The organism is Microbacterium sp. C-MGS6, from assembly GCF_058140415.1.
Window position 1 is genome coordinate 528,595 of record NZ_CM176934.1, and the last position, 11,595, is coordinate 540,189.

The window sequence follows — 11,595 nt, forward strand, 5'->3', positions numbered from 1 at the left end:
GGAGAGACCGAGATGACCTTCGAACCGACGCCGGCCGCAGCGCCGATGGTCCCACCCGTGCTGTACCTGCCCCTGAGCGTGACGTCGACGCCGGAGGAGCAGCTCGTCGAGATCCGGGAGCTGAAGGACGGGCGGCGTGCGCTGCTCGCCTACACCGCCCTGGACCGGCTGCTGGAGCTCGCCGGCGAGCGGCAGCCCTGGGTCCTGGTGCGCACCGAGGAGCTCGGTCAGATCAAGGAGGCGCAGCCCTACGACGTCGTCATCTTCGACCTCGACGTGCCCGCGTCCTACCGCCGGAACGGAGCCATCGCATGAGCCGCATCGCGATGGACCCGGAGGTGATGGCCGTCCATGCGGACATGCACGAGGAGGCGGTCGAGCTCATCGAGACGAAGCTCTCCGGCATTCCGACGGCCGTCGACGGCGGACTCGCCTCCGACACGGTCGCCGCCATCATGCAGCGGGTGGGGGAGGGCGTCGACGCCCTGTACCGGATCAACGGCACCCTGGGAGAGATCGTCCGCGCCATCGCCGACGACGCGGAGACGAACGAGCAGGACGTGATCGACCAGCTCGACCCGGTCGCGACCATCGTCGAGGACCTCTGATGACGATCGACACGACCACGTACGGCGACGCCGACCAGGTGCAGGCGGCCGCGGACTGGCTCGACCCCGACCTGAAGGACGCCGCAGACGTGTCCTCCAACGTCACGACCTTCATCCCGACCGGCGTGCGCGGGCACTGGTTCGGCGAGTCGGCGGACGACTACGTCACGATCCTCTCGCGCACGACCGACGCCGCGAAGGAGATCAAGGACCTCGCCCGTGACGCCGCCGAGAAGCTCCGGTCGTACGCCGGGCAGCTGCGGCGCATGAAGGAGGACTTCGCGACGCACCGCGACAATGCGCGGGCGGCGGGGCTTCCGGTGAACGGCATGATCATCGGCCGGCCGGTGTCCCTGATCCCGGTGTGCCCCACGTCGAGGGACGACCCCTACTGGGACGAGTGGCAGGAGCACCTCGACCGCATCGAGCTGTACAACGAGATCGCCGCCGACGTCGGCTCCTGGTGGGGCGAACTCGAGGTCTGGATCAGCGAGAACCTCGACGGCTTCCTCGGGACCATGCCGAGCCAGTCCACGGCGGACAGGATCCTGTCCGGTCTGCGGGAGGCGAGCGGCGAGGTCCCGAAGATCTACCTCGAGGGCCAGGGCCTGGCGTGGGCGGAGACGGCGGCCGAGCTCACCTCCCACGCGGAGGACCTGCGTCTCGGAGCATCGGACTTCGTTCGCGAGCTGCGCTCCGGCAATCCCGCCGTCAAGGCCGCTGCCGAGGCCGCCAACCCCACCGGCATGCGGTGGGCGGCGGACGAGGCCGAGGATCTGGCCCGCGGACTCTCTCGCGCGAGTCGGGCGGTGCCGTTCATCGGCTGGGGCGTCGACGCCTGGAATCTGGGCTCGGCGATGTCGTCGGGCGACGACCCCTCGTCCACCGCGGTGGAGATCATCGGCGGTGCGGCGGGTGGCGCGGCTGCGGCTGCCGGTGTCGCCGCGCTCGCGGCGGCCGGTGTCGTCACGCTCCCGGTCTGGGGCACGGCGGTGGTCGTTGGCGGGGCCGCGGTGGCGGTCGGCGCCGGTGCGGTGTGGGCTTACGAGAACTGGGTCCCGCAAGACGTCCGGGAGTCGATCGACGCCGGCATGGCGGATGCGTGGGACGCCACGACGGACTTCGCGGAGGACGCCTGGGAGAACACGACCGACTTCGTGGGCGACGCCGGGCACAACATCGGCAAGGCGTGGAAGGGACTGTTCGGGTGACAGGTCAGCAGCAGTCGACCTCTCCGGAGACGATCTGGGTACCCGGTCATCCGGGGTGGGAGGGGCAGCAGCGCGCGACCACGGCGCTCACGGTGTTCGGCGTCGTGTTCGCCATCGTGGTCCTGCTGTTCAGCCTGATCCTGTTCGCCGATCCGGCTCCGGCGATGAAGGCCCTGGGGATCGGTGTGCTCGCGGCCGTCGCCGTCGGCGTCTGGCTGATGGTGGCCCACGCCCGCGTCTCACGGGTCCGGGTCGTCCGGCCGGTCGTCGACGGTTCGGTGATCGCGTTCGGCGGGGCCGCGGGGATCGTCTGGCCGCTGCGCGCCCTCGCGCCGGTGGGGGCCCTGCTCCTCGCGGCGTGGGCATGGAGCATCTTCACGGTGCCCGCGGACCGACTGCCGCTCCTCACCCTGCTCCTCCTCCCGGTGGTCGCGCTGATCATGACGATCGCCGGCATCCGGTCGTGGTTCCGGGCTCCCTCCGCCCATCGCCTGACGCTGCGCCCGGACGGGCTGCAGCTCCGGATCCCGCGCAACAACGTGGCCGTGGCATGGGAGGAGGTCGTCAGCGCCGGCGTGGAAGGCAACCGCGTAGTACTGCGGACGTCGACCGCTCAGCCGTCCTCGTGGGCGGCGGCCGATCTCGCCAGCGACCCGGTGCTCCTGGCCGAGCTCGTCACCTTCTACGCGAACCGTCCCGACGTTCGTGCCGAGATCGGCGCGGGCACGCTCGCCCGTCTGCGGTCCGGGGACTTCTAGCGGCGCCTCTCAGCGGGCGCCGGCGGCGTCGGCAAGATGACGCGCCTCGTGGCCGAGGACCTTCACGATGATCCCGTGTCGCCGGAGCTCGGCGACCGTGCGGGCGCCCTCCTCGGCGTCGAGCCCCAGGGCCCGGATGTTCGCCACCACGACCACGTCTCCGGTCCGGAGCGTCGAGATGAGCCGCGCGAGGCGGTCGTTCCAGCTCTCCAGGATGTCCGGCGCCGGGTGACGGAAGCCCTCGATGGGCACGCCGAAACGGGCGAGGTCGGCGCGCTGCTCGACGACCGACGGCATGCCCTCACGAGCGACGACGAGGCCGACCAGGCGGGAGCCCGCGGGACGCGCGGTCCAGAAGTTGCGGTTCTGCTGCAGCTCCGTGAAGCACTTCGGGCACTTTGCTGCGTCGTGCGGGAGGTGGAGCGGGCTCGTCAGCGCATCGTCGAGAGACGGCGTCGTGCCCGCCGGGTCCATCGTGTCGCTCATCCCGCACCTCCGCCCTCTATTCTGCCCTGCCGGGGCGTCCCGCGGCCACCGGATCAGAGCAGTCCGAGGGCACGGACCGCCTCCCGCTCCTCCACGAGCTCCGCGACCGAGGCGTCGATGCGCGTGCGGGCCCAGTCGTCGATCTCCAGGCCCTCCACGATGCGCCACTCGCCGTCGACGGACTGCACGGGGAACGAGGAGACGAGCCCCTCCGGAACGCCGTACTCTCCGCGCGAGACGACGGCGGCGGAGGTCCAGTCCTCGGTCCCGCGGACCCAGTCGCGCACATGGTCGATCGTCGCGCTCGCGGCGGAGGCGACGGAGGACGACCCGCGGACCTCGATGATCTCCGCGCCGCGCTTGGCGACCCGGGGGATGAACGTCCGGTCCAGCCACGCCGGGACGTCGCCGACGATCCGCTCCAGGGCGTCCTGCACGGGCTTCCCGCCGACGGTCGCGTGCGACACGTCGGGGAACTGCGTGGCCGAGTGGTTGCCCCAGATCGGTACCCGCCGCACCGTGTGCACGGGGGCGCCGAGCGTCTGCGCGAGCTGGGCCCGTGCCCGGTTCTCGTCCAGCCGCGTGAGTGCGGTGAATCGGTCGGCGGGCACGCCGTCGGCCGCCGCCGAGGCGATCAGGGCGTTCGTGTTCGCGGGGTTGCCCACCACGGTCACGCGGACCCCGGGATCGGCGTTCGCGGCGATGGCGGCGCCCTGGGGCCCGAAGATGCCGCCGTTCGCGGCCAGCAGGTCGCCGCGTTCCATGCCCGGACCGCGGGGGCGCGCGCCCACGAGCAGCGCGAGGTCGCAGCCGTCGAAGCCGACCGCTGCGTCGTCGGTCACCTCCACGTGCTCGAGCAGGTCGAAAGCGCCGTCCTGGAGCTCCAGCGCCGCGCCCTCCGCAGCGCCGAGTCCCTGCGGGATCTCCAGCAGCCGCAGCCGCACCTTCTCGTCCGGACCGAGCATGTCGCCGGCGGCGATGCGGAAGAGGAGCGCGTAGCCGATCTGTCCGCCCGCGCCGGTGATGGTGATCGTGGTGGCCATGCCACGAGCCTACGTCCGTCAGGGTGTCGGCGCGCGGAGTACCCTCGACGCATGACGTTCAATCCCGACGCCGACCTCTCCCGCAACACCACGCGCCGCCGCGGACGCACGGCGGCGATCGCGGGCGGCACCGGCATCGGCGTGCTCGGTCTCCTCGCCCTCATCGCCGGCCCCCTGCTGGGCATCGACCTCAGCGGACTGGTCGGTGGCGCGCCCGGGGGCGGCAGCGAGCCCGCCGGCGGTTCGGCCATCGAGAACTGCGACACCGGTGCCGACGCGAACGCGAACGCCGAGTGCCGGCTCGCAGGCGCTCAGCTCGCACTGGACGCGTTCTGGGGGGACAACGTCGAGGGCTACCGGGCTCCGCAGAACATCGTCGTCGACGGCGCGACATCCACGCAGTGCGGAACGGCCTCCAATGCCGTGGGGCCTTTCTACTGCCCGCCGGAGGAGACCGTCTACATCGATCCCACCTTCTTCCAGCTCATGCAGGAGCAGTTCGGGGCCTCGGCCGGAAACCTCGCGCAGCTCTACATCATCGGGCACGAGTGGGGGCACCACATCCAGAACATCACCGGGACGATGGACCAGTACCCGAACAACGGCACCGGTCCCGGCAGCAACGGCGTGCGCATGGAGCTGCAGGCCGACTGCTACGCCGGCGGCTGGCTCGGCCGCATGACCGAGCAGACCGACGCCGACGGCGATCCCTACCTGGAGAAGCCGACGGAGACGCAGATCGAGGACGCCCTGAACGCGGCGGCCGCGGTCGGAGACGACCACATCCAGGAGCAGGCCGGCATGGTCAATCCGGAGAGCTGGACGCACGGCTCCAGCGCGCAGCGTCAGCGCTGGTTCGCGGAGGGATACCAGAACGGGCTCGACGCGTGCGGGCAGGTGTTCACCCTTCCCGCCGATCAGCTCGACCCGTAGGCCCGGTGATCCCGCCGTTGTCAGATAACGTGGACTCGGCAGGACCGCACGACCGGTTGGGGGACCGAACATGACGAACACCGAAGGGCTCTATCCGCCCATCGAGCCGTACGAGACCGGGGTGCTGCTCGTCGGCGACGGGCACCGCGTGGCCTGGGAGATCAGCGGCAACCCCGAGGGCAAGCCCGTGGTCTTCCTCCACGGAGGTCCGGGCAGCGGGACGTCGCCGTGGCAGCGGCAGTTCTTCGACCCCGAGGCCTACCGGATCGTCCTCCTCGATCAGCGCGGATGCGGTCGGAGCACGCCGTCCGCCGCGGAGCCCGATGCCGATCTCCGGCACATCACCACCGCGCACCTCATCGCCGACCTCGAGCTCCTGCGCAAGAACCTCGGCATCGAGAGCTGGCAGGTGTTCGGCGGGTCCTGGGGGAGCGCCCTCGCGCTGGCTTACGCTCAGGCCCACCCGGATGTCGTCTCCGAGCTGATCCTGCGCGGCATCTTCACCCTGCGTCGCGCCGAGCTCGAATGGTTCTACGAGGGCGGGGCGGCGGCGCTGTTCCCCGACCTGTGGGAGGACTTCATCGCGCCGATCCCGGTCCTGGAGCGCTCGCGGATGATCGAGGCGTATCACCGGCGGCTGTTCGATCCGGACTCGGCGGTCCACGAACCGGCGGCCCTCGCGTGGGCGGCCTGGGAGGCGGCGACCGTCACCCTGCGCCCCGACCCGGAGCAGATCGCGGCGATGGCCGATCCCCGCCGGGCCGTCGCCTTCGCGCGCATCGAGAACCACTTCTTCGTGCACCGCGGCTGGTGGGCCGAGGGACAGCTGCTCGCCGGGATCGACGCCATCCGGCACATCCCGACCGTGATCGTGCAGGGCCGCCACGACGTGGTCACGCCGATGATGACGGCGTGGGACCTGCACCGGGCTTGGCCGGAAGCCGACTTCCAGGTGGTCGACGACGCGGGCCATTCCGCCGCCGAACCCGGCATCCGCGCGGCTCTCCGCGCCGCGACCGATCGGTTCCGGCCCGAGGCCTGACGCGTCCCCTCAGGCGCGGAGCGCGCGCATCAGGGTCTTCACGAGGCCGACGGCGCCGCCGTCCGCGCGATGGCGGGTGAGACCCTCGCTCACGGCCGCGCCGGTGCGGGAGGAGACGAACCACGGCGGCTTCGGGAGGATGGTCAGGCGTCCGCCGCCGTTGGCCACGGGCAGCGAGCGCGGGAACGGTCGGAAGGGGCCGCGCAGCACGGAGCGCTCCACCCGATCCAGCAGCAGGGCATTGTGGACGACGCCGATGCCGCTGCCGACGTCGTCGATCGTGCCGCCGGGGAAAGCGCCCCAGGTGAGGGTCGGGGTGATGAACCCGAAGGCGGTCCACCCGTTGATCGCGATCGAGCCGTAGTGCAGGGCGGTGAGCGCCCGCTCGAACCCGCTGCCGAGCGCCTTCTCGGTGGCCGGGTCGATGAGCAGGTTCGCGCCGAGCGTGCCCTGCAGCTTCTCGTTCGCGTGCGCGACCGCGGCGTCGAGGAACTCCTGGCCGGTGCCCGGCAGGCTCACCACGCCGAGGACCGGGGCGAAGTACTCCGTGCTCTCCAGGGCGGCGGGGTCCTCATCGCCGTCGATCTCGACGAGGAGCCGGTCCCCGAGCACGAGCGCGTCCGGGTAGTCGTCCGTGGCGGCCTGCATGCGGGAGGGGGCGCCGGGGTACCAGATGGGGCGCTCCGGAGCGGTAGCGTAGGCGTGGCGCAGCGCGGCGCGGAAGTCGTCGGCCTGGTCCCAGTCGGCGGAGAGGATGACGACCTGCCCCGCGATGCAGTTGTGGCCGCTGTTCTGCAGCCGCATGGTCGCGATGTGCTCGGCCTGATACGCGAGGTCGGCGGCCGTCCACTTCCCGGGCACGACGATGATGGGGGAGACCCCGCCGAGCTCGGCGGTGATGGGCTTCTTCAGCAGCGGGCGGTTCTCGCGGCGGCGGCGCTTCGTCGCCGCCGCGCCCTCACCGGAGGACGGCCCCCAGACGATGGTGTCGAACGTTGCCGCCGAGCCGGTGATGTGCACGTGCGCGAGGCCCGGGTGCTGGGTGAGATACGCGCCGGCCGCCGGGCCCCCGCGCACGATCCGCAGCAGTCCGGGCTCGATGAGCGGGGCGAGCGCGCGCTTGTAGACGGGGACCAGGGCGTCCTGCGTGGGGTTCACCTTCAGCAGGGCGGTGCGGTTGTGGGCGAGCAGTTCGTACAGCACGTCCAGCACGGGGATGGAGGTCACGTTCCCGGCGCCGAGCACGAGGCCCACGCCGCCGGACACCGTCGGCGTGCGCTGGGCCAGACCCGCACCCGCCCTGGCGGCGTTCGGCGTGGTCCCCGGCTCGAGCCAGACCTCGCCGGTGAATCCGGACAGCAGGAACCGGTCGATGCCGGTGAGAGGGAAGGCATGCACGCGTGCCCGGCCACCGGGCGCCCGGTCGACCCGGATGCCGTCCAGTGGATTGGCCCCGTTCGCGATCCGGGTCAGCGTGGCGATCGAGGCGTCGAGCGCCCCGAGGACGCTGTACGGACCGCTCAGCCACTCCTCGCCGCGGAGCGGATGCCGCGCGTCCAGGCCCTTGGAGGCGGCGGCGGTCGTCGCCCAGTCGTCGGCCGTCGCGGCGACGCTCGTGCGGACCTGCCGGAGCAGCGTCGCGCGCTGCGCCACGGTGAGCGCGGTCCACACCGACGTCCCGGTCTGCAGGTCGGCGACGGCGGCGTCGAGCCGCTCCGCCTCGCCTTCCCCGAGAGCGGGAACGGCAGGCGCTGTCGTGGGCGCAGAAGTCATCGGCGTCTCCTTCGAACGGGCTTTCAGCTTAGGCGTCCGCGCGGAGATCCGCCGAGTGGCGAGACGATCAGATGAGCGAGAGCTCGCGCAGCTTCGACTCCACGTCGGCGTTCGACGGCTCGACGTGGTGCGAGGCGTCGGGGTAGACGACGACGGGGATGTTCGTGCGGCCGGAGATGTCCTTCGCGATGTCGGCGGCGTCGGGGTCGGCGACCAGGTCGACGTAGGTGTACGCGACGCCGAGCTCGTCGAGCTGCTTCTTCGTGCGGATGCAGTCGCGGCACCAGTCGGCGCCGAACATCGTGATGGTGTCGGAGGCGGGGTTGGTCATGCCTCCAGCCTACGTCCGTGGGGGAGGGGCGGCTCCGAAGAAGCCCGCCAGTGCGGCGGCGAGAGGTTCTGGCGCCTCCTCCGCCATGTGGTGCCCGCTGTCGATGCCGTGGCCGCGGACATCGTCGGCCCAGTCCCGCCAGATGCGGAGAGGGTCGCCGTAGAGCTCTTCGAGATCGTCGCGTTCCGACCAGAGCACGAGCGCGGGCATCGCGAGTCGGCGCCCGGCGGCGCGATCCGCCTCCTCGTGTGCGCGGTCGATCGTGAGACCGGCGCGGTAGTCCTCGAGCATCGCCCGGATGACCGACGGCTGCCGCACCGCGTGCAGGAACTCGGCATGGTTCGCCGCGCCCATCGTCGCCGGGTCGGCCTTGGGGGCGTACCAGGCCTCCGGGTCCGCGCCGATGACGCGCTCCGGGATGTCCGGCTGGGCGAAGAAGAACCAGTGCCACCAATGCACGGCGAAGGTCGCGTCGCAGCGGCGAAGGTGCTCCGAGATCGGCAGGCAGTCCAGCAGCGCGACCTGTTCCACGGTCTCCGGGTGATCGAGGGCGAGCCGGAGCGCGACGTAGCTGCCTCGGTCGTGCCCGACAAGGCGGAAGCGCTCGTGACCGAGTCTCTCGGCGACGGCGCGGATGTCTCGGGCGACGGCACGCTTGGAATGGGCCGAGTGATCGGAGGTGGGCGCCGGGCCGCGGGAGCGTCCATAGCCGCGCAGGTCGGGGCAGATCACGGTGAAGCCGCGCTCGACGAGCAGGGGAGCCACCCGATGCCACGTCGCCGAGGTACGGGGGTGACCGTGCAGGAGCACCACGGGCGGTCCCGAGCCACCGTGACGGACGAGGATGTCCGCCTCGGAGGTCGGGATCCGAGTGGTCGTGAAGCCGGGGAACAGCGCCTCGTCGGCGGCGCTCATCGCCCGGGGTCCGCTTCGGCCGGCAGCTCCTCGACCGGGATGATCACGACGTCCTGCACCTTCCAGTCCAGGTCGGCGATGCCCTCGGACGCGGCGGTCAGGTCGGCCGTGCGGACGGCCCGGTGATGCGGCACCACGAACGCCTCGATGTGGAACACCTGGCCCTGATCCCGCATGCGCACGGCAGCCTGATCCACCCAGGGGCGGCTGCGCAGGTAGGAGACGACATCGCGGGCCAGCGGATGCGGCTCCGCGCTGTCGAACGTGCGGGCCCGCTGATCCATGAGATCGACGATCGCCGTCTTCGTGTTGCGGAAGCCGTCCCAGATGATGCCGAGCGAGATGAAGAGCGCCGCGGCGCCGTCGAGCCACCAGATTCCCGCGCCCACACCGAGCACGCCGACGATCGAGGCGACCGTCGTCTGCCAGTCCGCCTTCGCCATGTCGGCGTCGGCGTAGAGCAGCTTGTTGTGCAGGACGGGAGCGAGCTTGGCCTTGGCCGGACCGTAGAAGAACACCGGTCCGACGATCACGACGGCCATGACGGCGACCATGAGCCAACCGAGCCAGATCGTCTGCCCGAACAGCTGCACCGTGCCGATGGTCGGGTGCTCCCCCCGGAGGAGTCCGGCGACGGCCTCGACGGCGAGGTTGAGGCCGACCGCGAGGAGCGCGACACCGGCGACGAGGTGCCCGACGCCCATCACGCGGTGCAGGCCGTAGGGGTGCTTCCGGGTGGGGCGGCGCCGCACGAACACCAGGGCGAGAAGGAACGCGAACTGCGGGATCAGGGACAGCATGTCCTCGATCCACGCGGTGCGCATCGCCTGGGACTCGCCCACGACGAGCGCGATCACGGTGATCGTGATCGAGGTGTAGACGATCGTGAGGATCTCCCAGCGCACGGCTTTCCGGGTCGCCTGCTGCTGTTCGTCGGGGAGCTCGGTACGCCCGAACCGCTTCGTCTCGGTCATCGGTCGACCTCACCGTCGAGGTACGTCTCGAGGGCCGAGAGGAATGCGTTCTCGCCCAGGGGGACGAGCATCACGAGCTCCCGACCGCCCGCGCCCTCGATCCCGGGATAGCCGCGGGTCACGCCCGCCTTGTCGATCCACGGGGTGTCCGGGGTCAGGCCGCCGGCGACGAGATCGAGGTCGCCGGTCTCCAGCATGCCCACCAGGCTCTCCTCGGTCGCGACCGTCCAGGTGACGTGGGCGTCCAGGCTCGCGGCGAAGCCGTCGACGAGGGCGACGACCGGCCCGTGGGGCCGGCCGCCGTCTGTCTCGACCAGGCCGGGGTCGGGCGAGGTGCCGACCCGCAGCTCTCCGCCCGTGACTCGGTCCAGGGTGCCGTCCGGGTCTGCGGGGACCGTCGCTCCGCACCCGCTCAGGGCTGCGGCCACGATCAGGCCGACCAGGGCGCCGACCATGCGGCGTCCGGCGGGCGTGCGTCGAATCCTCTCACTGCTCACGGACTCAGGATGACGCGTGGCGCCGTCCGGGTAAAGGTGTTGACGAGCGCCGTCGCGGAGGACTAACGGCTCTTGATGGTAAGGGTAGCCTTACCTATAGTGGAGGCATGAGCATCGCGTGCGAGCACCTCGAGGATCCGGACTGGGAAGCGATGGAGGGAGCCGTCCTCATCGCCGGGGACGCCGCCGATGTCGGAGCCATCGCCCGCGTCGCGTCCCGGCTCCCGTGGGATGCGCACGGCGTCATCCTCATCGAGGCGGCGGCCCGTATCCAGTTCCGGCACATCGACGTCCCCCAGGGGGTCTCGGTCCGCTGGCTCCTGCGCGCCGAGGGGCCGCGCGCCCATGCCCGCGGCGAGCGTCTCGCGAACGCCGTCTACGCGTGGTGCCTGGAGTGGACGTGCAGTGAGCCCCCGGAGCACTGGACGGTGTGGCTCGGCCCGCACACCCCGCCGCACGTGGCGCGGATGGCGCGCAGCCTCCTCGGCGTCGCGAACTGACCGACGCCGGCTTCAGCGGGTCGCGCCGACCACCGACGCCGTGGCGTTCGCGGTGATCGCGTCGAGCGCGCGGCGGAGCGCCGAGCTCGACGTGTGCGCGGTGTACGGGAAGTAGACGACCTCGACGCCCACCTCCGCGAACTCGCTCTCCAGCCGCAGGCCCTTCTCGGTGCCGCGCCAGTCGTCGCCCTTGAAGAAGTGCGTGAAGCGCACGTCGCGCCAGGAGTCCATCTTCGACGGCGTCGTCTCGACGTAGACGTCGTCGACGAAGGAGATGTGCCGCACGATCTCGGCACGCTCGGCGGTCGGGATGACCGGCTCGATCCCCTTGACCTGACGCAGCATCTCGTCGCTCACCACCCCGGCGATCAGGATGTCGCAGTGCTGTTTGGCGTGCCGCAGCAGATTGAGGTGCCCGACGTGAAACAGGTCGAAAGCTCCGACGGCATAGCCGATACGCGTCCCCATGATCTCCCCAGATCGATCATTCCCCAGTCGAACGGATCCCCACCCGTTCGTCGCGA

Annotated in this window: 15 protein-coding genes; 7 read left to right on the top strand and 8 right to left on the bottom strand. The window is 71.3% G+C overall.

The annotated features are described in order from the left end of the window. Positions 1-12: 12 nt before the first annotated feature. From AC3B5L_RS02485 to AC3B5L_RS02500, 4 genes are read left to right on the top strand one after another with little or no spacing between them, the layout of a single operon-like run. Positions 13-315, top strand: coding sequence for an SAV_915 family protein (locus tag AC3B5L_RS02485; RefSeq protein ID WP_490096193.1), 303 nt, complete (start codon positions 13-15; stop codon positions 313-315). Further along, complete coding sequence (locus tag AC3B5L_RS02490; RefSeq protein ID WP_259952734.1) at positions 312-608, top strand: hypothetical protein; 297 nt, start codon at positions 312-314, stop codon at positions 606-608. Before AC3B5L_RS02485 ends, AC3B5L_RS02490 begins: the two co-directional genes overlap by 4 nt. After that, positions 608-1,819 (top strand): hypothetical protein, encoded by a 1,212-nt coding sequence (locus tag AC3B5L_RS02495; RefSeq protein ID WP_187663174.1) that lies wholly within the window; start codon positions 608-610, stop codon positions 1,817-1,819. The genes AC3B5L_RS02490 and AC3B5L_RS02495 overlap by 1 nt, the downstream gene beginning before the upstream one ends. Then, positions 1,816-2,577, top strand: coding sequence for a hypothetical protein (locus tag AC3B5L_RS02500; protein WP_490096194.1), 762 nt, complete (start codon positions 1,816-1,818; stop codon positions 2,575-2,577). Before AC3B5L_RS02495 ends, AC3B5L_RS02500 begins: the two co-directional genes overlap by 4 nt. A gap of 9 nt (positions 2,578-2,586) precedes the next feature. On the opposite strand, the gene AC3B5L_RS02505 is transcribed toward AC3B5L_RS02500, so the two are convergent. Further along, complete coding sequence (locus AC3B5L_RS02505) at positions 2,587-3,063, bottom strand: recombinase family protein (protein WP_490096195.1); 477 nt, start codon at positions 3,061-3,063, stop codon at positions 2,587-2,589. 53 nt (positions 3,064-3,116) lie between these two features. After that, the gene (locus AC3B5L_RS02510) at positions 3,117-4,106 is read right to left on the bottom strand and encodes a malate dehydrogenase (protein ID WP_187663176.1); all 990 of its coding nucleotides are present in this window, start codon (positions 4,104-4,106) and stop codon (positions 3,117-3,119) included. 51 nt (positions 4,107-4,157) lie between these two features. Here AC3B5L_RS02510 and ypfJ point away from each other — a divergent pair, with 51 nt between their 5' ends. Both ypfJ and pip read left to right on the top strand, forming a co-directional pair. After that, positions 4,158-5,039, top strand: coding sequence for a KPN_02809 family neutral zinc metallopeptidase (ypfJ, locus tag AC3B5L_RS02515; protein ID WP_268777667.1), 882 nt, complete (start codon positions 4,158-4,160; stop codon positions 5,037-5,039). A gap of 70 nt (positions 5,040-5,109) precedes the next feature. Further along, complete coding sequence (gene pip / locus AC3B5L_RS02520) at positions 5,110-6,081, top strand: prolyl aminopeptidase (RefSeq protein WP_370428943.1); 972 nt, start codon at positions 5,110-5,112, stop codon at positions 6,079-6,081. A 9-nt stretch (positions 6,082-6,090) separates the two neighbouring features. On the opposite strand, the gene AC3B5L_RS02525 is transcribed toward pip, so the two are convergent. The 5 genes from AC3B5L_RS02525 to AC3B5L_RS02545 all read right to left on the bottom strand — a co-directional run bounded on the left by AC3B5L_RS02525 (position 6,091) and on the right by AC3B5L_RS02545 (position 10,571). Further along, a complete protein-coding gene (locus AC3B5L_RS02525; RefSeq protein ID WP_268777665.1) occupies positions 6,091-7,854 on the bottom strand; it encodes an aldehyde dehydrogenase family protein in 1,764 nt (587 codons plus the stop codon). Between the two features lie 67 nt (positions 7,855-7,921). Beyond that, complete coding sequence (locus AC3B5L_RS02530) at positions 7,922-8,185, bottom strand: glutaredoxin family protein (protein WP_071327714.1); 264 nt, start codon at positions 8,183-8,185, stop codon at positions 7,922-7,924. Positions 8,186-8,194: 9 nt separating this feature from the next. Continuing rightward, positions 8,195-9,100, bottom strand: a complete 906-nt coding sequence (locus AC3B5L_RS02535; protein ID WP_187663180.1) for an alpha/beta fold hydrolase — start codon at positions 9,098-9,100, stop codon at positions 8,195-8,197. Continuing rightward, a complete protein-coding gene (locus tag AC3B5L_RS02540; protein WP_187663181.1) occupies positions 9,097-10,074 on the bottom strand; it encodes a cation efflux transmembrane domain-containing protein in 978 nt (325 codons plus the stop codon). Before AC3B5L_RS02540 ends, AC3B5L_RS02535 begins: the two co-directional genes overlap by 4 nt. Continuing rightward, positions 10,071-10,571: a type 2 periplasmic-binding domain-containing protein gene (locus tag AC3B5L_RS02545; RefSeq protein ID WP_259953546.1), complete on the bottom strand. Its 501-nt coding sequence runs from the start codon at positions 10,569-10,571 to the stop codon at positions 10,071-10,073. Before AC3B5L_RS02545 ends, AC3B5L_RS02540 begins: the two co-directional genes overlap by 4 nt. A 107-nt stretch (positions 10,572-10,678) precedes the next feature. Here AC3B5L_RS02545 and AC3B5L_RS02550 point away from each other — a divergent pair, with 107 nt between their 5' ends. Continuing rightward, complete coding sequence (locus AC3B5L_RS02550) at positions 10,679-11,071, top strand: SIP domain-containing protein (protein ID WP_187663182.1); 393 nt, start codon at positions 10,679-10,681, stop codon at positions 11,069-11,071. A gap of 12 nt (positions 11,072-11,083) precedes the next feature. Here AC3B5L_RS02550 and AC3B5L_RS02555 read toward each other — a convergent pair whose 3' ends face one another. Further along, entirely contained in the window at positions 11,084-11,539 is a 456-nt protein-coding gene (locus AC3B5L_RS02555; protein ID WP_187663183.1) for an FAD synthase family protein, read from the bottom strand. Between the last annotated feature and the right edge of the window lie 56 nt (positions 11,540-11,595).